We start from the raw sequence: 18,419 nt of genomic DNA, 5'->3' as shown, positions 1-18,419 counted from the left end.
AGCCGGGTTAGGAATTGCGCTTCCGCAACCGGCTCAGCAGGCCGCCCTTGGGCGCCGTGTCCTCGTAGTAGCCTTGGCCGTAGCCGTAGCCATAGCCGTAGCCATAGCCGTACCCATAGCCCCCACTTCCCTGGGCATCGTTCAGGATGGTGCAGAGCTTAGTGAAGCCGTTCACCCGCATCAGCTTGTTGATGTTTTTGAGGAAGGCTTTCTTCGAGTAATTGGCGCGCACAATGTAAATCGGCACATCAGCCTTGCGCATGATCAGAATGCCATCAGTTACCAGGCCAACGGGCGGGGTGTCAATCATTACCACGTCGTAGGACTCGTGCAAGCTTTGAATCAGCTCGTCGAAGCGGTTGCTCAAAATCAGCTCCGAAGGGTTAGGCGGGGTAGGTCCAGCCGAAATAAAGTCCAGGGTTGGAATGCTGGTGTGCTGCACGCACTCCTGCCAGGTGTGCTTCTCAATGAGAATAGTGCTGACGCCTTTCACGTTTTCTGCATCGAAAGCCAGGTTTACCTTGGGCTTGCGCATGTCCAGGTCGAGGATGATTACGCGCTGGTCGGAGGCGGCAATAATGCCGGCCAAGTTTACCGTCACAAAGGTTTTACCCTCACCGCTAATGGTTGAAGTAATAGAAATCAGGCGCTTCTTCTTGGAAGAAGCCATGAACTCCAGGTTGGTCCGGATGGAACGAATCGACTCGGAAATGGCTGATTTGGGATTTTTGTCTACCACCAGCTTCGAGACGGCCATCTTCTCCTTGTCGTAGGTCGGGATAATGCCCAGTACGGAGGCGGAGGTAGCCCGCTCCAGTTCCCGGATGCTGGTTACGGTGTTGTGCATTAGGTAGCGAACAGCAATCAGGCCCAACCCTAGGATGATGCCTGCCGCCAAGCCAATAGCATACACCATAAGCTTAACCGGCGAAATAGGAGCCGAGGGCATAGTTGCCGGCGACAGAATCTGGAAATCGGCGGTAGTGCCCGCCATGGAAATACCAAACTCAATCTTCTTGTCCATCATGTTCAAATTGTACTTCTCGTACAATTCGAGAGGGCGTTCCAAGCGGGCTTGCTCAGTTGCTTTTTCCGGCAACTCCCGCAAGCGGTTTTCCAATTGGGCCCGCTTGGCATCCATCTTCAGTAATTGCTGGCGTACCAGTTGCTGATTACGTCGTAACAGCTCCCGAATAACTCGTTTGGTGTTGGCAATTCGCTGCTCCCTTATTTGTAGTGCAGTAGTGGCCCCTGGCTGATAAGACAATTCAGCTCGCTCCAAATCCAGTTGCAAGTCGCTTAGCTCTACAATCCGCTGCGAAAGCTGCTCATCTTTCAGCTCGCTCAAGGCCGGAATGCTTTGGAACACGTCCCCATCCTCCCGATCGGTCAGACGCTTCTGGCCCAGCAAACGCTCCAACTCCAGCAGCATGTCCGATTCTTCCTGCAACTTCTCCCGCTCTTTCTCCTGCTCCTCCAGGGCCGTCGTAATCATGGCCACATCAGCCTTGATATCATAGGTGCCGTTGCGTTTCACAAACGACTGCATGTTTTCCTCGGCCTGCTGCAAGTCTTTGCGGTTTTCGCCTAGCTGCTCATTGATATACCGGGTGGCCCGGGCCGCCTGCTCCTGCTTGCGAGCCAGCTTTTCTACGAGGTAAACCGAGTCAATCTTGTTAACGATGTCGTGGGCTTTGCGCGGGTTGTGGTCCGTGAAGGAAATGCCGATGATGTTGGCATCCGCATTGCCGATTTCTACCGTAAGGTTTTTGCTCAGATAAGCGTTTAAACTAGCCTCGTCGTTGATGACAAAGTGGTAGTTAGGCTCCAGGGCAGCGGCATTGTACAGGTTGGTGGGAAAAATCTGCAGCGTGAAGCCCAGGGCGCGAATTGTTTGACCAAAGCCATACTCCCCCCCGCCTTCCTGGCCATTATGCTCATACTGCAGCCGCAACCGGTTGCCCGGAAGCAGTTTCAGCCCAAACTTTACGTTGTACACTGCCTCAGGCGTAGCAGCGTACTCTACCCGAAAGGGAGAACTGCGGTACAACTCGTTTTCCAGGACCGTGCCCTGCACGTAATAATTTACGGCAAGGTCCAAGGAGTCCTTCAGCCGCTGGTAAATAATGTCTGACTTAATGAGTTCTACCTCACCGGAAAGCTTATTGATGCTTTGCTGCTTCTCAGCCTGTGCTCCAATGCCTTCTAGCCCTAGTAAGCCGGCCTCTGTTTTCTCATCAATTTTGATGGAAGAAGAAGACTGATACAAGGGCGGCGTGTAGCGCAAAAACAGCCAGGAGGCAGTCAGGCCCAGCAGAATAAGCAAGAGCATCCAGGGCAGGCTCTTGCGCACCACCATCAATAAGGTCGTCAGGTCTAGCCCACCGCCTTCGTCTTCTTCCTCGGCTTCGCCGCCTGCATTCCGAATTAGTTCTTCCAGATCAGCCTCTTCTTTCGCCGCCATGTAGTAATGAGTAGTGAAAACAGCTCTTTGGAAATACCGAAGAGAAACGCTGCGTGCTTGTACTTATTTTGAAATAGCAATGAGGAGCGTCGCCAGCCCCGACAATCCGCCTAAAAAGGCAAACAGTGGGCTGGCATCGGCCAGGGCCTCATAGAATGGCCGGCGAATAGGCTCTACGTACACAATATCATTGGGCTCTACCTGTAGGTTAGCACGCCGCATGCCGTCAATAGTAGTCAAATCAATGATTTGGACCTGGGGGTTCTTCAGGCTACCCCGAATCAGGCGGATATTGTCAGCGCGGCCAGCTTGACCATTGCCGCCGGTAGGCCCCACAAAGCCCCCCGAAATACCACCGGCCTGAGCCAGCACTTCCAACAGGTTCATGTTGTCGTTGAACATCTGAATCACGCGGGCCCCACCCGAGGTAGCGCCCAGCACAATAATACGGTTATTGGTGACCCGGGTGGTCACAAATACATCCTTATAGAACTCCGTGTAACGAATCTGCAACAGACTATCGGCTTGTAGCAGAGTCAGGCCGGCTACTCGAACGTAGTCGACCATGGGTAGCTTCACAATACCATCATGTTGCACTAGAAACTCGCTGTTGCCTTGCTGCTGGCCATTTTGCTGCTGGCCCTGCTGTTGCATCCCCTGCTGGATACCTCCGCCGCCCGCCCGCTGGCGAGAGAAGCCACCACCACCCATGTTCGTTCCCGTGGGCGAACCAAAAAACAACTCCCCATTGGGGTCCAAAATTCGTTCCCCTTTGTTGGTATACACCCGTACCTCGAGGTAGTCGTTGGGTTGGATAATGTAGTTGCGCTCGGCCCGATTTACTACGTCGCGTAGCCGAGCCGTATCCAGGCGGCCGGCGCCATCAGTACGAAACAGGATGTTTTGCTGCCGAACTCGGGAGGTAGTGCAGGAAAAGGTGAGCAATGCTAACGGCAAACACAGCATCCAGAGACGCAACAGGTGGTAGCAAGTAGGTCGGTTCATGCAAGCCGGGACAACCGGATTCGGTGGGAAAAAATTCAGGAAACAAATCCGCGCGGACAGTATTTCCCTAAAAAACCATCAAAGAAACCGAATTAGTGCCCCCTTTCAAAATTCAGTACCCTGAGCTCCACTCAGGCATTGGCTTGTACGCCAGTAAAATCCTACTTTCGCGGACCCAAAATTGGCCCGGATGGGTTACACCTGTCCATTCTTACTTCCCACCCCACCCTTACTACTATGGAACTGGTCGCTACTGAAAACCAGACGATGATTGCCCAAATGGTGCGCGACTTCGGAGCTCAGCACATCAAGCCCCACATGATGCGCTGGGACGAAACGCAGGAGTTTCCGGCGGACGTATTCCACAAGCTGGGCGAGCTGGGCCTAATGGGCGTGTTGGTACCCCAGGAGTATGGCGGAGCCGGTTTTGGCTACGTGGAATACGTAACAGCCATTGCCGAGCTGGCTAAGATTGACGGCAGTATTGGCCTGAGCATGGCCGCCCATAACTCGCTGTGCACTGGCCATATTTTGCAGCATGCTTCCGAGGAGCAGAAGCATGAGTACTTGCCCAAGCTGGCTTCCGGCGAATGGATTGGGGCCTGGGGCCTAACGGAGCCGAACACGGGTTCCGACGCCGGTAACATGCGCACCGTGGCCGTAGCTGACGGTGACGACTATATTCTAAACGGCGCCAAAAATTTTATTACCCATGGCAAAACCGGCAACGTGGCTGTGGTTATTGCCCGCACCGGTGAGGTAGGCGACTCGCGCGGCATGACGGCCTTTATTATTGAGCGCGGCACTCCTGGCTTTGAGGCTGGTCGCAAGGAGGACAAGCTAGGCATGCGGGCTTCCGAAACCACCGAACTGATTTTCACCGACTGCCGCGTACCGAAGGCAAACGTAATCGGACAGGTGGGCGACGGGTTTGTGCAGGCCCTGAAGGTGCTCGACGGCGGCCGCATCAGCATTGCAGCCCTGAGCCTAGGCATTGCCCAGGGTGCTTACGAGGCGGCGCTGCAGTACTCTAAGGAGCGCCACCAGTTCAACCAGCCCATCAGCAACTTCCAGGGTATTAGCTTCAAGCTGGCCGACATGGCCACGGAAATCGAGGCGGCTTCCCTGCTCACCTACCGTGCTGCCGACATGAAGGACCGCGGCCTGAACGTGAACCTGGAATCAGCCATGGCCAAGCTCTACGCTTCGGAAGTTTCGGTGCGGGTAGCCAACGAGGGCGTGCAGATTTTCGGAGGGTACGGCTACACCAAGGACTACCCTGCCGAGAAGTACTACCGTGATGCCAAGCTGTGCACCATTGGCGAAGGAACTTCGGAAATTCAGAAGCTCGTGATTGCCCGGGCCCTGCTGAAATAATCTTACGCGGTGGGCAGGTTTGCGGCTGATTTTATTCGCTATGGCTTTTTCTGAGGCTATTCCCTACAAAATCAGCATAATCATTTTCAAATCTGCTTAAACTGTGATTATCTTTGCGGCCCCTTCAATCCGGGTTTCTAAGTCACTGAACATATGATCATCGTCCAAATCAAAGAAAACGAGTCGGTTGACCGTGCGCTGAAGCGCTTCAAGAAGAAATTTGAGCGCACCGGCGTTCTGAAAGAGTTGCGTCGCCGCACCTTCTTCCAGAAGCCGTCCATCACCAACCGCAAGCAGAAGCAGAAGGCTATCTACAAGCTGGCTACCTACGGCCCCGACGCCGCCGAGTAGTCGTCTGCCCCTGCTTTCGTCAGGACGAAAAAACCGGCTGATTCACCTACCTAGCGTGAGTCAGCCGGTTTTTTCGCGTCCGTACTATTTCGTTTTTTTCCTCCCTTGAATTCCATACATTGGTTGTCCGGCCTTAGCGGCTGGCTCCCGATGTATGGAATTGTTTTTTGACTATTTACGGTTTGAGCGGCGCTACAGCCCGCACACGGTGCTTTCGTACCAGACCGATTTGCGGCAGTTCGCCGAGTTCTTGTCCGGCACCTACGACCTTGCTGACCCTACCCAGGCCGACCATACCATCATCCGGTCGTGGATAGTGGAGTTGATGCAGAAGCAGCACGATCCGCGCACGGTAAACCGCAAAATTGCCTGCCTTCGCTCTTACTACAAGTACCTGCTGCGCACGGGAGTTATCCAGAAAAACCCCATGCTGCGCATCACCTCACCCAAGGTTGCCAAAAAGCTACCCGACTTCGTACCGGAGGATTCGTTGAACGGGCTGCTTAACTCCTTTGAGTTTCCGGACACGTTTGCCGGCGTGCGCGACCAACTGGTACTGGAGTTGCTGTACGGCACCGGCATCCGGCTTTCGGAACTAATTGGAATTGGAGCTGATGACCTGAACCTAGGCGGCCGGACGGTGCGGGTAACGGGCAAAGGCAACAAGCAGCGCGTAGTGCCCCTGAACCCAACGTTATTGCTAGTGCTGAGCCGCTATATAGCGTTTAAGCAACGTGAATTTGCCTTGGATAGCAACGCCCGGCGGGCCCTCCTCGTTACGGACAAGGGAGAGCCGCTCTACGAAAAGTTTGTGTACCGGACCGTGAAGCACTATCTGAGCCAGATAACCACTGCTTCCGGCCAGCAGCATCCGCACGTGCTTCGTCACTCTTTTGCTACCCACTTATTGGGTAAAGGAGCTGATTTGAACGCCATTAAGGAACTGCTCGGGCATGCTAGTTTGGCGGCTACCCAGGTGTACACCCACCTAAGTATTGACAAGCTAAAGTCCGTATTTGACAAGGCCCACCCCAAGGCCTGATTTTTCCTTTTACCCTTAACCCCACTCCCGATGAAAGTACAGATGCAATCGGTGCACTTCGATGCCGACCAAAAACTGCTTGACTTCATCCAGAAGCGCCTCGATAAACTCGAAACCTTCTATGACCGCGTGATTGAAGGAGAAGTTATTCTTCGCCTGAATAACAAAGACGGGATAAACAATAAAACGGTAGAAATTAAGCTGCACGTGCCTGGTACCACCCTGTTCTCGCAAGAAGACGCCGGCACTTTTGAAGCAGCTACGGACGCGGCAGCCGAGAACCTGAAGCGCCAAATCACTAAGTATAAAGAGAAGCTGGTTAGCCACTGATCTATAATTGTTGGCAGCTGACTGCTGGTTGTTAGCTGCTGCCTTCTTGTTAACCCAACCATTAGCTCACAAAAAAGCCCCGCCTGACGGATTCAGGCGGGGCTTTTTTGTGGTGAACAGGATTAGCAACTTGTCACCAACACCGGGTAACTAAGCTTCTACAAACCAAATTCTGCCTTTATTTTATCCACGTAGTCAAGCTTTTCCCAGGTAAAGGTTTCCACGGTTTTTGTCGAGCCATCGGCCTGCTGCACCTGCTTGGTACCGGGCTGCCGGCCCATGTGACCGTAGGCGGCTGATTCGGCGAAGATAGGGTTCTGCAGGCCCAGGCGCTGCACAATGGCGTAAGGGCGCAGGTCGAAGAGGCGCTGTACCTTCTCGGCAATTTCACCGTCGGTCAGTGAGTGGCCAAACGAGCCGGTGGCTTTGGTGGTACCATAAGTAGTCACGAACACGCCTACCGGCTCAGCTACGCCAATGGCATAGGCTACCTGTACCAGCACTTGGTCGGCCACGCCGGCGGCTACCAGGTTTTTAGCAATGTGCCGGGCTGCGTAAGCCGCCGAGCGGTCTACTTTCGAGGAGTCCTTGCCGGAGAAGGCGCCGCCACCGTGGGCACCTTTACCGCCGTAGGTATCCACGATGATTTTACGGCCCGTGAGGCCGGAGTCGCCGTGGGGGCCCCCAATGACAAACTTGCCGGTGGGATTGATGTGGTAGGTGATGTCCGACGTGAACAGGGCCTGCACTTCCTGGCCGAGCTGAGCCTTCACGCGGGGCACCAGGATGTTCTTGATGTCCTGCTCAATCTGGCGCAGCATGACCTGCTCGTTCTGGTCGAACTCATCGTGTTGGGTGCTCACCACAATGGTTTCGATGGCCTCGGGCGTGTTGTCGTCGTTGTAGCGGATGGTTACCTGGCTTTTGGCGTCGGGGCGCAGGTAGGTCATTTCCTGGCCAGCCTTACGAATGGCCGACAGTTCGCGCAGCAAGCGGTGCGAAAGGTCCAGGGCCAGGGGCATGTAGTTCTCCGTTTCGCGGGTAGCGTAGCCGAACATCATGCCCTGGTCGCCGGCGCCCTGCTCCTCGGGCTTAGCGCGCTCTACTCCTTGGTTGATGTCGGCCGACTGCTCGTGCAGGCGGTTCATTACCTCGCAGGTGTCGGCGTTGAACAGGTACTCGGGCTTGTTGTAGCCAATGCGGCGAATTACCTCCCGAATAATGGGCTCAGCCTCTACGTGGGCCGTCGACTTAATTTCACCGGCCACCAGGGCGAAGTCGGTGGTAACCAGGGTTTCGCAGGCCACTTTGGCGGTCGGGTCCTGACGCAGATATTCGTCGAGGATGGCGTCAGAAATCTGGTCGGCTACTTTATCAGGGTGGCCTTCCGAAACAGATTCGGAGGTGAACAGGTAGGGCATCAGCTTGTAAGGTAGAAGTACGCGAGGGGCCGGCAGCCCCTGCCCCGGCCGGGCGGTACTGCCGGACAAGGGCTGCAAAGCTACAAGTTTTCTACGTGGCTGAGCGGGTGAACTCCCAAATAGCCTTGCGTTCCAGCAAACCGCCTGGTCTTTTTCTCTAGAGGTTAACTCAGCAGCTGGCGCTGCGTTTAGGGACCTATTCCCTCTACCTCTGTCCTCTTTCTTATGCAGCACCTTCGTCTTTTTGCGCTGGTACTTTTCACGTTTCTAAGTTCCAGTGTCCGCGCCCAGCGGGCCCCCTCGCCCTACCACACCCGCTTCGGGGTAGATGCTCCCGTAACCGTAGGCCTGCTCGGGGTGAATGCGCTGGGCCTGAGTCTGGCCAAAAACAAGGACGGGCTGACCGACGCCGAAGCCCTGGCCCTGGACCGCCGCGACGTGAACCGCTTCGACCGGTTTGCCGCCGGCAACTCCAGCGCCACGGCCAAGCGCATCAGCGACTATCCATTTTACGCCTCCTTTGCCGCTGCTCCTCTGCTCATGGTAGCCGACGGGGATGTGCGCCGCAAGTTTGGGCAGATTGGCGGCTTATATATCCAGACCATGGCTACCACCGGGGCCCTGTTCACAATGGCGACGGGGCTGGTGGAACGCAGCCGGCCCTTGGCCTATAACCCGGGGCTCGACCTCTCAGACCGCACCAGCCGCAACTCCACCAACTCGTTTTTTGCGGGTCACACGGCCGCTACGGCCTCCGCTACCTTCTTCGCCGCCAAAGTATTCCACGATTTTCACCCCGACTCGCCGGCCCGGCCGTTTGTGTGGGCTGGCGCGGCGGCCGTACCAGCAGCGGTTGGCTACCTACGCCTGAAAGCCGGTAAGCACTTCCTCTCCGACAACCTGCTGGGCTACGTCGTGGGGGCCGGCGCGGGCATTTTGGTGCCCCAGCTGCACAAGAGCAGCGGCGGCCGAATGAGCGTGGTTCCCATTCAGGGGCTGAACAGCAATGGCCACGCCTACGGTGGTTTGTTGCTGACGCGGCACCTGTAGGGAGTACTGCTTGCACAGCTGCTCGCCTTTGCATGTCCGAAGTAGTAGAATCAAGACCATTCCATTCAGCGCGTTGGTAATCATTCGCTGAAACACTGCCTTAACCAATTTGCGGCTGCCGACTGAGGCCGAACCCTAACCTTCGGAATACAACTGCAGCGCCCGCCAGAGTATCCGGCGGGCGCTGCAGTTGTATGGCATTAACCAAACACCCTCAGGAAAACGGACCGTAGGACACAACGTGCCACACGTGCCAGCTTAGCGCCACGCCCACAAGTGCCCAAGCCAACCAACGCGGTGGCCGGGGCGGCAGCAGAACCACCACCAGACACAGAAGCAGGGGCGCCAGGATAAACGTGAGCCGGGGCTGGTAGTAGCCCAGCACCGCGAAGAAGCCGGCAAACAGCCCCAACAATCCAACCACCACCGTTAAGGCTTGCCGCCTAACCGGCCACTGGTGGTAACGCCCCAGCCCTAGCACCCCCAGCACTAGCCCGGCAACCAGCCCTACGGCAGGCAGCGTTTCCAGAAATCGGTAGCCGTTCTCGGCGACCAGGCGCGTAAACTCGGGCCAGGGCCGGCGGAAGGCATCCAGCAGCCAGATTAGTTGGTGGTAGGCCTCGGCTTCATGGTTGTAATACGTCACGTCCTGCACACGCAGCAGTCCAATCCAGAGCAGGGTAGGCATCAGGAATAACACCACTACTGCCAGACAACCCCCTAACAAGTGGGCTGGACGCCGAGTCCGGTTCTGTTGCCAGAAACCGTAGAGCAGACACGGCAGCACCAGCACAAAGCTACCGTACACCAGCGCCAGCAGGCCCGTCAGGCAAGCCCAGGCGGCTACGTGCCGGCCTTGGCGCAAAGGTGGCCGCGTGGGCTCCAGCAGTAACCACGCGCAGAACAGCGGCACCAGAAATGTGAACATCTGCTGGTGCACCGTCCAGAAAAACGCCTTGGTAACCTGGTTGGAGGCAAAGAAAACCAGCATGGCCCCGAGCAGCAGCCGGTTACCCTGCCCATCCGTCAGGCGGTAATACAGGTGGGCAAACAGCAGCATGCTCGCCAGCAAGACTACGTAGTTGAGCAGCACGTACCCGATGTAGAAGCCCAGCAGCGGCTGATACTTGGCGGGTAGATGCTGTATTACTTGCTGGGGTAGCAATCCGCTGGCGCTCAGGGCCTCCACCAGCCACGTACAGGGGTAGCCCACGGCCGTTCCCAGCAGAATAAACAAGGGACGTGACTGCCGCACTTCCTTGGGCTCCAGCAAGTGCCTGGGGTGGCGGGCATCTTCCATGTACACAAACCCGTCGCAGTTGGCGGTGAAACCGGCAAAGGAGGTCAGGTGCAGGTAGGTACCGCAGTACTCGGCCTCGGTTCGGGGCGCGGGCGAAAACAGAAACGATACGGTTGCCAGCAGAATCAGCCCGGTACAGTAGGCGGCCCGCCGGAGCCGCCGCCGCAGCGACGTTGTCATTGCCGCTACTGCCCGCTGGTGGTTTTAGGGGCAGCACTACCCGGGTTCAGGTTGGTTTCGAATAGCTTGAGAATGCGCTTGTACTCGTCGGTCCAGGAGCTGGGCTCCACGAAACCGTGGTCCTCTACGGGGTACACAGCCAGCTCCCAGTTCTCCTTTTTCAGTTCAATCAGGCGCTGGGAAAGGCGGACGATGTCCTGAAAATGCACGTTGGTATCGACCATGCCGTGGCACATGAGCAGGTGCCCTTTCAGGCCGGCGGCGTAGTTAATGGGCGAGGACCGGGCGTAGGCCAGGGAGTCGTTGTAGGGCTCGTTGAGGATGTTGTCGGTGTAGCCGTGGTTGTAGTGGGCCCAATCCGTAACGGAGCGCAAAGCGGCCCCGGCCTGAAATACGTCGGGCTGGGTGAACATGGCCATCAGGGTGATGAAGCCACCGTAGGAGCCCCCGTAAATACCAATGCGCTGGGGACTTACGCCGTACTTGTCGGTGAGCAGTTTGGCGCCGTCCACCTGGTCGGTGAGGTCCTTGCCGCCCATGTAGCGGTAAATGCCCGTGCGTACGTCGCGGCCGTAGCCGGCGGAGCCGCGGTAGTCAATATCCAGCACCGTGTAGCCTTTGTCGGCCAGCAGGTTATGGAACATGTACTCGCGGAAGTAGGTGCTCCACCACTTATGCGCGTTCTGGAGGTAGCCGGCCCCGTGCACAAAAATTACGGCCGGGCCCTGGGCTACGGCATTGGCCGGACGGTAAAGGCGGGCGTACACGTCGGCCCCGTCGCGGGCCTTGTAGCTGATAACTTCCGGGGCGCGCCAGGGGTAGCTCTCAAACTCGGGGGTAGTGCTGTGGGTGAGCTGGCGCATCTTAGCCCCGGGCTTGTTATCCATCAGGAAAAGCTCCCAGGGCTTGTTGGAGGCGCTGTAGCGCACGGCCAGGGTCTTCTCGTCGGGCGACAAGGTAACTTCATTGGCCCCCGTGCGGGTAGTAATCTGCGTCAGCGAGCCGCCTTCCAGGGGCATGCGGTAGAAGTGCTGCTCACCGGGGTGGGTTTTGTTGGCCGTCAGGTACCAGGTTTTCCGGTCGCGGCTGAGCTGGGCTTTTTGCACTTCCCAGCGGCCACTGGTCAGGGCTTTCTTCTGGCCCGAGGTAATGTCGGCGGTATACACGTGGCTGAAGCCGGACTCCTCGCTCTGAAACCAGATGCGGCGGTTATCGGGCAGCCAGCCCACGTTGCCTTCGTCGTACCCGATGCCGGGGCCGTTGATCCAGGCGTCGTCGTGCTGACGGTCCAGGAGGCGGATTTTCTGGGTGGCCGGGTCCAGGGCCACAATCCAGCGGTCCTTGTTATCGGTGCTGCGGATGACCAGGAAGGCGTGCTGCCCGTTATCAGACCAGAAAGGCCCGAACGGAATAACGTGACGCACTTCGGTGGCGGGCTTTTCCTTTTTAGTCCCGGCGGCCTTAGCGGTGTCGGCGGGGGTAGGGGCTTTGGCTTGCAGCGGGTACTCTTTGCGGTAGGCGGGCTGCTCGTCCAGGCCTTTCAGCTCCTTATAGCCGAGCACAAATGTGGTATCCCGACTGATATCATACAGTCCTAGCTGGTAGGCTGTTTGGGCGGCGCCAACCTTAGTGCGGGTGCTGATGTCCTCGGTAAAGCCCGAAGTAGTTACGAAGTTGGGCACCAGGGCTACTTTCTCGTTGGCTGGCTCCTGCACCAACGTGTAGGTCACGTACCGGCCATCGGGGGCGAGGCGCAGGTTTTGCACCGTTTGCTGACCCAGCCAAATGGCCTTGGGCCGCAGCCGGGCCAGGGCTTTCTGCTGGCGCTGCCGGGCCTTGGCATCCTGGTCTTTGCCGCGCAGCACCTCGAACAACGCCAGCTGCTGGGCCTTCAGAAACTTCTCCGACTTATCAGTCGGCTCGCCCGAGGTAGGCCGGTTGCCCCGGCGGAAGTCCGTGCGCTGGGTGGTTTCGCCGGTGGCGGGGTCCCAGGTAAACAGGTTGCCGGCCCGGGTGTAGCTGATAACGCGGCCCAGCAGGGCAAACTGCGGGTCGGTTTCCCGCTCGGCCGTGTTGGTTACGCGCCGCACCCGCTGCGTTTTCAGGTCCAGCAGGTAAATGTCGCCCTCCCGCTCGTACACTTTGCGGGTGTAGCGCTGGTCATACTCGCCGTTGGTGGTAGGCAGGGCCTGCTGCTCGCGCAGGCTCACCTTGCGCGGGGCACCACCCGCCACGGGCAGCCGATAAAGGGAGTCGCGGCGGGCTTTTTCGGGGTTCCAGTTGAAATAGATGGTTTTGCCATCCTCCGCCCAGGAGATGTTGCTCGGTGAGTTGCCCAGCCACTGGGCCGGGTCGCGCATGATTTTCTCGACGGTAAGCGGGGCCAGCTGCTGGGCGTGAACAGCAAACGGCAGCAGCGCCAGCACCGCACCCAGCGGCAGTATGGAAAGCTTCAACATGGAAGGAGAGGTAAGAGGAATAGCAGGCCGCAACTTACGCAGCGGCTACGAATGGACAGTGCTTTTCCTGGTTCGTTGCGCAGTAGCAGTTAAGGTCCGGTCCAACGGACGGCGCGTGTCCGGTTAGTTTCATGCTGACAATTGCAGAAGGGGTAACCGGTGTTGGGAGTTAGCAACGTGAGCAGATGGCACAACCGGCAACTTGAGGTACGGGTTGTCTGGTGGCTAGCACAGCTACTGGTCAGCTTACGGATTCCACGTCGCTCATCAACACGTGAAGCGCGGGACTTCTATTTTTCACTTGTGATGAAAAAACTACTGTTATTCTGCGCTGCATTTGTAGTAGGCGCCGGGGCGCGGCCGGCAGCGGCGCAACACGTTCGGGTGGGGCTCAAAGCGGGCCTCAATTATAGTAACGTGACGGGTTATCTGGGTGGAATCAAGCGGCTGTTTGGCCCGGCGGCAGGTCTTTTTGCGCAGGTGCCGCTTTCAGCCGATGGTGGTTTCCTGTTCCAACCTGAGTTACTTTATTCGGCAAAAGGCTCGAAAGTCACCTACCCCAATGGCACTTACATTAACCGCTCGCACTACATTGATGTGCCGTTGCTAGCCAAACTCAACACCCACGGGCTGTTTTTTGAACTAGGACCCCAGGTTAGTTTCCTAGCCGCCGCCCGCTATGAAACCTCCAACGGCACATTTACCGACTTGGGAGGCTCTAACCGCGCAGTAGCGGGCGCGCTGGCTGGCATCGGCTACCAGTTACCCTTAGGCTTGGGGGCAACCCTGCGCTATACCCACGACCTTACGCCACTCTCACCCAAAGGCCCGCGCAACAGTGTGTTTCAAGCGCAAGTGAGCTATTTAATGGGTAAGTGACGGTCCTGGACTAACGGTTGTCTTTATCTACGGCCACCTGCTATTTCGGACAAGCTCTACACTCCCGCACCCTTCTCCCAGGCAATCAATTCTGCCTGCAGATTCCGCCGGGCATGGGCGTCGAGCTTGTCGTGGAAGGCGGGCGTGTGGTAGAGGGTAGCAGCCGCGAGCAGCTTCTCCAACACCTTGCGGCGGCCCCGGCGGTACATGAAATCAGGCACGAGGCGGTACTCCTGGCGCACCTGCCGGGCGTACTGCCAATAGTCGGCCTCCGGGGCGCCCAGGATTTGCAGATCAGCATCCAGAAAAAGCAGCAGGTCGGAGTCGGCGGCGGGTTGGGGCTGGGTGTGGTCCTTGGTTCGCTCAATCAGGAAGGCAACGCGCTGGCGGCGTTCCGGCGTGAGGGTAGAGTGCTGCAGAAACTCCAGGGCCAGGGCGGCGCTACGGGCCTCGTTGTCGTCGCGGAGGGGGTTGTACACCGCATCGTGAAACCAGACGGCCAGCTCCACTACCTCCCGGTCGTGGACCAAACTAGCGTGCTGATCTACGGCATCGAGCAGGGCGCGTATGTGGGGCAGGGCGTGGTAGTGCCGGTCGGAGGCAGTGTAAGCGCTTTCCAACTGCTGAAATGCAGCCGTGCGCCGGGCCTCATCATTGGGTAGCAACGGGCTAGTAAGGCGGTGCCAGCGGGCAGCCAAGGTGGTATTCATACGTAGCAACTAACGCGGAGTGAAGGGAGAAATTCGGCGTTAATCAATAGAAACGAAAATAAAACCAATCAATCCATAGCCAGCAACAGGCTCTTGTTCGTGAGCAAGTGCAGCGGCAAGCTTCGTTTTTCCTTGGTGCAGGCGGCACCAGCCTAATTGGCTGTAGGCGCTCCGTAGGGGTTTACCCGTTTGACCTCCATATAGCGCTCGGCATGGGCCAGGGGCTGAAAGCCGAACTGCTCGTACAAGCCGTGCGCATCCAGGGTTGCCAGCATCTGGCGGCGCACGGTGCCCAGATCGGGGTGGCTCCACACCTGCTGCATAAGTTGCTTGCCAATGCCCTGACCCTGCCGTTCGGGCAACACAAATACGTCGCAGAGCCAGGCGAAGGTAGCCCGGTCGGTGATGACGCGGGCAAAGGCGACCTGGGCCCCGTCCGGAGCGTACACCCCGAAGCAGAGCGAATTGGCAATGGCCCGCTCCACGGTTTCGCGCGGAATGTTGGTAGCCCAGTAGGAGTCTTCGGCTAGGTAGCGGTGAATCAGCGGTATATCAAGCAGAGTCGGGTCGGTGCTAACGGTGTACATAAGAGCCGAAAATGGGAGGTAAGCAGCAGCGCCGCGGGGTTGGGCTGGTGAGGATAATGGCCAAGAACGGTGGTTCCGACAAAACTACTAGGGTCCTCATCCAAAAGCTGCTCCGTCTCGTTAGCTTACTGAACTCATCTACCCTTCTTAACTCACTGGCTATGAAACAGCTGAACTCGCTTATCCTCGGCAGCTTTTTACTTGGCACGGGAGCAATGGCCCAAACGGCCCCGGCCCTGACCACGTTTCCGGTGGGCGCTACCACGGTTACCGTTTCGGCCCTGACGACGGGCTTGCAGGTGCCCTGGGAGCTGGTGTGGGGCCCGGATAACTTTATCTGGATGACCGAGCGCGGCGGCCGCATCAGCCGCGTCGACCCAAGCTCGGGGCAGGTGACGCCGCTTATTACCTTGCCCGACGTGGCGACTTCCTCCGAAGGCGGGTTGCTGGGTATGGCGCTGCACCCCGAGTTTACCACGTCGCCCTACGTGTACGTGGTCTATAATTACAACGACAACGGCTACAAGGAAAAGCTGGTCCGCCTGACCTACGCCAACGGCACGCTAGGCAGCCCTATGGTACTGCTCGGCGACATTCCGGCCGTAAGCACGCACAGCGGTTCTCGCCTGCTCATTCTGCCCGACCGGACCCTGCTCATGACCACCGGCGACGCCCAGGACCGGCCCGCCGCCCAGAACCGCAGCTCCCCCAACGGTAAAATCCTGCGCCTGAACCTGGACGGCACCATTCCGGCCGACAACCCAGTAGCCGGCAACCGTAGCTTCACCTTCGGGCACCGCAATCCGCAAGGGTTGGTGCGGGCCTCTAATGGCCGCATCTACAGCTCAGAACACGGCGAAAACGCCGAGGATGAGGTCAACATTATTGAAGCGAATGTCAATTACGGCTGGCCTACGGTGGAAGGGCTCTGCAACCTGGCGGCGGAGCAAAGTTTCTGCACGGCCAACAATGTGCGGCAGCCCATCTTTACCTGGGCTCCTACCGTGGGCGTGGCGGGCCTTACTTACTACGACCACCCCGCCATTCCGGGCTGGCGCAATAGCCTGCTGGCTGCCACGCTGCGCGGCAACAAGCTCACCCAGATTCCGCTGGATGCGGCCGGCACGACGGCCGGCACCGGCGTGTTCACTCTGACTTCTTTCGGGCGGCTGCGGGCCCTTTGCGTCTCGCCCGCGGGCCGGGTGTACGTAGGCACCAGCAACCGCGACGGCCGGGCCACGCCTGGCTCCAACGACGACCAGATTCTGGTGCTGGAAAACCGGGCGTTCGTGCCCACGGCCACCGCCGCCAGCCGCAGCAGCCAGCTCCGCCTCTGGCCCAACCCCGCCAGCCGCACCGTCACGCTCCAACTCCCGAACCCAAGCAGCACGGCCGCCACAGTCCACATCCACGATGCGCTTGGCCGGGCAGTGCGCACCGCTCAGTTTGCCGCCGGCCAGTCCAGCCTTTCCCTATCCCTGCACGGTTTACAGCCCGGCTTCTACTCCGTGAAAACGGCGGCAGGCACGCAACGCTTAGTGGTAGAATAGTAAGGCAGTGAAGTAGAATAGTGAGGTAGTGAAATGGGGAATAATGCTTGATTGTCGACTAAATGAGTTAAACCCATCTGTCAGCCTGAGCCGCGCGAAGGACCTTATCACGCCAGTACGACCTCGTATCAACGACTCGTTCAAGCCTGATAAGGCCCTTCGCGCGGCTCAGAATGACAGACGGGGGTAGGTGGATGTGAGGGTGAAGAGCTACATCTAAATCCAATGTAAAAAGAGTGTCATGCTGAGCGAAGGCGCAGCCGCAGTCGAAGCATCTCTACCTCTGGCTAATCAAAGAGCCTGTGCCGACCACCGCTCCATAGCCCAGGGTTTAAACCCTGGGCTAGTGAACGACCACCGAAGCGGGAGAGATGCTTCGACTGCGCCCAGCAGGACGTGCTGTAACACTAATGTGCACACAACTCATTGGGTGTTATACTCGCTGCGTACGTGCAGTTTGCGCATTATGCGTTGCTTTGTAGCGACCCTACCCGTCCTGCATCTGAGGCTCTTCTGTCAGGTGGTGCCGCTCGTTCTTTACTACGTTGGCCAGGGTCCAGGGAATTTCCTGGGCGAAGGGGTGCTGCCGCACGGGGCAGTCGGGCATGCGGCAGTGGGAGCAGGCGGCGAAGGTGCAGGGGTCGGCGTGCACGAACATTTCCACCTGCACTTCAAACTCCTGATCTACCAGCACCTCAATGTTGTGCACCTCGGCGTGGGTTTGCTCCAGGCTGAAGTAGTAGGGCATGGTCACGTGGCAGTCGATGTGCAGGTTGGCCCCGTAGCGCACCACCCGCAGGTTGTGCACGTCAATCCAGGCCGGTTGGCGGTGCTCCTGCAGCTCCGCTACCACGTGCTGCACGGTAGTACTGTCCGTCTCATCCATCAGCCCCGATACCGACCGGCGCACCATGCGGTACCCATTCACCACAATAAACACGCCCAGCACCAGTGCCGCGGCGGAGTCAAAAATGACGTTGCCGGTAAACACCACCAGCAGCAGGGCGGCGCACGAAACAAACGTGCTGACGGCGTCCAGATACAGATGTTGCCCGTCGCCGACGAGGGTAGGCGAGTGGTGCTTGCGGCCGGCCTGAATGAGCAGATAGCCGGTACCCAGGTTTACCAGGGCTGTAAACGCCAGCAGCGCCATGCCCCAGTCGGGGCGGGCCAGGGCATGCGGATGCAGCATGGTTTGGAGGGCCGTGTAAAAGATGTATACCCCCGCCATCAGAATCAGCCCGCCCTCAAACCCCACCGACAAGTACTCGATTTTGCCGTGGCCGTAGGGGTGATTTTCGTCCTTGGGCAGGCCCGCCAGATAGATACTATAGAGCGCAAACCCACTGGCTACCACGTTGATAATTGACTCCAGCGCATCAGTCAGCACGGCCTGGGAGCGGGTCAGCAGCCAGGCGTAAAACTTCACCGCCACCAGCACCACGCTCACCACCAAGGAAAGTAAGGCAAAGCGCGTTTTAAGCGGCAGCGAAAACAGGGAGCGAGCAGGAAGTCGGCGGGCCATGAGGGTGCAGTGAGGAAGCAGAGCTACCGGCGGGGCCGATCAATTAGACTCCGGTACAGGCAAGCAAAGACAAGAAAAGGGGGCACAAAATTCCGGGAAAATTCGGGCTTCTCGCCGTAACGACAACTTTTTGAAACAAAAGCAGTAAGTAGACTGTCTTAAAAAGAAATTTAGGTTGCCCTAAATTTA

At 58.0% G+C, this 18,419-nt stretch carries 15 protein-coding genes; 7 read left to right on the top strand and 8 right to left on the bottom strand.

The genetic code is table 11. From position 1 onward, the window contains the following. Positions 1–7 precede the first annotated feature (7 nt). Together IEW18_RS00960 and IEW18_RS00955 are read right to left on the bottom strand one after the other, a co-directional pair. Positions 8–2,464, bottom strand: coding sequence for a GumC family protein (locus tag IEW18_RS00960; protein ID WP_188555953.1), 2,457 nt, complete (start codon positions 2,462–2,464; stop codon positions 8–10). Positions 2,465–2,527: 63 nt separating this feature from the next. Then, complete coding sequence (locus IEW18_RS00955) at positions 2,528–3,469, bottom strand: polysaccharide biosynthesis/export family protein (RefSeq protein WP_188555952.1); 942 nt, start codon at positions 3,467–3,469, stop codon at positions 2,528–2,530. A gap of 237 nt (positions 3,470–3,706) precedes the next feature. On the opposite strand from IEW18_RS00955, the gene IEW18_RS00950 reads away from it, so the two are divergent. The 4 genes from IEW18_RS00950 (at position 3,707) to hpf (ending at position 6,569) form a co-directional block, all read left to right on the top strand. After that, positions 3,707–4,846, top strand: a complete 1,140-nt coding sequence (locus IEW18_RS00950) for an acyl-CoA dehydrogenase family protein (protein ID WP_188555951.1) — start codon at positions 3,707–3,709, stop codon at positions 4,844–4,846. Positions 4,847–4,999: 153 nt separating this feature from the next. Next, a complete protein-coding gene (gene rpsU / locus IEW18_RS00945; RefSeq protein WP_188555950.1) occupies positions 5,000–5,197 on the top strand; it encodes a 30S ribosomal protein S21 in 198 nt (65 codons plus the stop codon). 154 nt (positions 5,198–5,351) lie between these two features. After that, complete coding sequence (locus IEW18_RS00940; protein WP_188555949.1) at positions 5,352–6,239, top strand: tyrosine-type recombinase/integrase; 888 nt, start codon at positions 5,352–5,354, stop codon at positions 6,237–6,239. 30 nt (positions 6,240–6,269) lie between these two features. Next, positions 6,270–6,569, top strand: a complete 300-nt coding sequence (gene hpf, locus IEW18_RS00935; RefSeq protein ID WP_188555948.1) for a ribosome hibernation-promoting factor, HPF/YfiA family — start codon at positions 6,270–6,272, stop codon at positions 6,567–6,569. Positions 6,570–6,727: 158 nt separating this feature from the next. Here the strand turns inward: hpf and metK are convergent, their stop codons facing one another. Beyond that, positions 6,728–7,990 carry a methionine adenosyltransferase gene (metK, locus tag IEW18_RS00930; RefSeq protein WP_188555947.1) on the bottom strand — a complete coding sequence of 421 codons (1,263 nt, stop codon included), beginning with the start codon at positions 7,988–7,990 and terminating at the stop codon, positions 6,728–6,730. A gap of 225 nt (positions 7,991–8,215) precedes the next feature. On the opposite strand from metK, the gene IEW18_RS00925 reads away from it, so the two are divergent. Continuing rightward, positions 8,216–9,040 carry a phosphatase PAP2 family protein gene (locus IEW18_RS00925; protein WP_188555946.1) on the top strand — a complete coding sequence of 275 codons (825 nt, stop codon included), beginning with the start codon at positions 8,216–8,218 and terminating at the stop codon, positions 9,038–9,040. A gap of 214 nt (positions 9,041–9,254) precedes the next feature. Here IEW18_RS00925 and IEW18_RS00920 read toward each other — a convergent pair whose 3' ends face one another. Next, positions 9,255–10,520 carry a hypothetical protein gene (locus IEW18_RS00920; protein WP_188555945.1) on the bottom strand — a complete coding sequence of 422 codons (1,266 nt, stop codon included), beginning with the start codon at positions 10,518–10,520 and terminating at the stop codon, positions 9,255–9,257. A gap of 5 nt (positions 10,521–10,525) precedes the next feature. Further along, entirely contained in the window at positions 10,526–12,979 is a 2,454-nt protein-coding gene (locus tag IEW18_RS00915; RefSeq protein WP_188555944.1) for a prolyl oligopeptidase family serine peptidase, read from the bottom strand. Positions 12,980–13,285: 306 nt separating this feature from the next. Between IEW18_RS00915 and IEW18_RS00910 the strand changes: the two genes are divergently transcribed. Further along, positions 13,286–13,858: a porin family protein gene (locus tag IEW18_RS00910; protein ID WP_229728540.1), complete on the top strand. Its 573-nt coding sequence runs from the start codon at positions 13,286–13,288 to the stop codon at positions 13,856–13,858. 56 nt (positions 13,859–13,914) lie between these two features. Here IEW18_RS00910 and IEW18_RS00905 read toward each other — a convergent pair whose 3' ends face one another. Together IEW18_RS00905 and IEW18_RS00900 are read right to left on the bottom strand one after the other, a co-directional pair. After that, positions 13,915–14,568 (bottom strand): HD domain-containing protein, encoded by a 654-nt coding sequence (locus IEW18_RS00905; protein WP_188555942.1) that lies wholly within the window; start codon positions 14,566–14,568, stop codon positions 13,915–13,917. A 152-nt stretch (positions 14,569–14,720) separates the two neighbouring features. Then, a complete protein-coding gene (locus IEW18_RS00900) occupies positions 14,721–15,155 on the bottom strand; it encodes a GNAT family N-acetyltransferase (RefSeq protein WP_188555941.1) in 435 nt (144 codons plus the stop codon). A 161-nt stretch (positions 15,156–15,316) separates the two neighbouring features. Between IEW18_RS00900 and IEW18_RS00895 the strand changes: the two genes are divergently transcribed. Continuing rightward, positions 15,317–16,705: a PQQ-dependent sugar dehydrogenase gene (locus IEW18_RS00895; protein ID WP_188555940.1), complete on the top strand. Its 1,389-nt coding sequence runs from the start codon at positions 15,317–15,319 to the stop codon at positions 16,703–16,705. A gap of 487 nt (positions 16,706–17,192) precedes the next feature. On the opposite strand, the gene IEW18_RS00890 is transcribed toward IEW18_RS00895, so the two are convergent. Next, positions 17,193–18,230, bottom strand: a complete 1,038-nt coding sequence (locus IEW18_RS00890) for a cation diffusion facilitator family transporter (protein ID WP_188555939.1) — start codon at positions 18,228–18,230, stop codon at positions 17,193–17,195. Positions 18,231–18,419: the final 189 nt, after the last annotated feature.

The organism is Hymenobacter glacieicola (genome assembly GCF_014640315.1).
In the GTDB taxonomy this organism is placed as follows: domain Bacteria; phylum Bacteroidota; class Bacteroidia; order Cytophagales; family Hymenobacteraceae; genus Hymenobacter; species Hymenobacter glacieicola.
Note: the sequence above shows the minus strand (reverse complement) of the source record. Positions and strands in the feature narration are given on the sequence as shown.

Coding starts and splice junctions, on each gene's coding strand:
- IEW18_RS00960 (WP_188555953.1), bottom strand. CDS start 2,464: ATGGCGGCGAAAGAAGAGGCTGATCTGGAAGAACTAATTCGGAATGCA.
- IEW18_RS00955 (WP_188555952.1), bottom strand. CDS start 3,469: ATGAACCGACCTACTTGCTACCACCTGTTGCGTCTCTGGATGCTGTGT.
- IEW18_RS00950 (WP_188555951.1), top strand. CDS start 3,707: ATGGAACTGGTCGCTACTGAAAACCAGACGATGATTGCCCAAATGGTG.
- rpsU (WP_188555950.1), top strand. CDS start 5,000: ATGATCATCGTCCAAATCAAAGAAAACGAGTCGGTTGACCGTGCGCTG.
- IEW18_RS00940 (WP_188555949.1), top strand. CDS start 5,352: ATGGAATTGTTTTTTGACTATTTACGGTTTGAGCGGCGCTACAGCCCG.
- hpf (WP_188555948.1), top strand. CDS start 6,270: ATGAAAGTACAGATGCAATCGGTGCACTTCGATGCCGACCAAAAACTG.
- metK (WP_188555947.1), bottom strand. CDS start 7,990: ATGCCCTACCTGTTCACCTCCGAATCTGTTTCGGAAGGCCACCCTGAT.
- IEW18_RS00925 (WP_188555946.1), top strand. CDS start 8,216: ATGCAGCACCTTCGTCTTTTTGCGCTGGTACTTTTCACGTTTCTAAGT.
- IEW18_RS00920 (WP_188555945.1), bottom strand. CDS start 10,520: ATGACAACGTCGCTGCGGCGGCGGCTCCGGCGGGCCGCCTACTGTACC.
- IEW18_RS00915 (WP_188555944.1), bottom strand. CDS start 12,979: ATGTTGAAGCTTTCCATACTGCCGCTGGGTGCGGTGCTGGCGCTGCTG.
- IEW18_RS00910 (WP_229728540.1), top strand. CDS start 13,286: ATGAAAAAACTACTGTTATTCTGCGCTGCATTTGTAGTAGGCGCCGGG.
- IEW18_RS00905 (WP_188555942.1), bottom strand. CDS start 14,568: ATGAATACCACCTTGGCTGCCCGCTGGCACCGCCTTACTAGCCCGTTG.
- IEW18_RS00900 (WP_188555941.1), bottom strand. CDS start 15,155: ATGTACACCGTTAGCACCGACCCGACTCTGCTTGATATACCGCTGATT.
- IEW18_RS00895 (WP_188555940.1), top strand. CDS start 15,317: ATGAAACAGCTGAACTCGCTTATCCTCGGCAGCTTTTTACTTGGCACG.
- IEW18_RS00890 (WP_188555939.1), bottom strand. CDS start 18,230: ATGGCCCGCCGACTTCCTGCTCGCTCCCTGTTTTCGCTGCCGCTTAAA.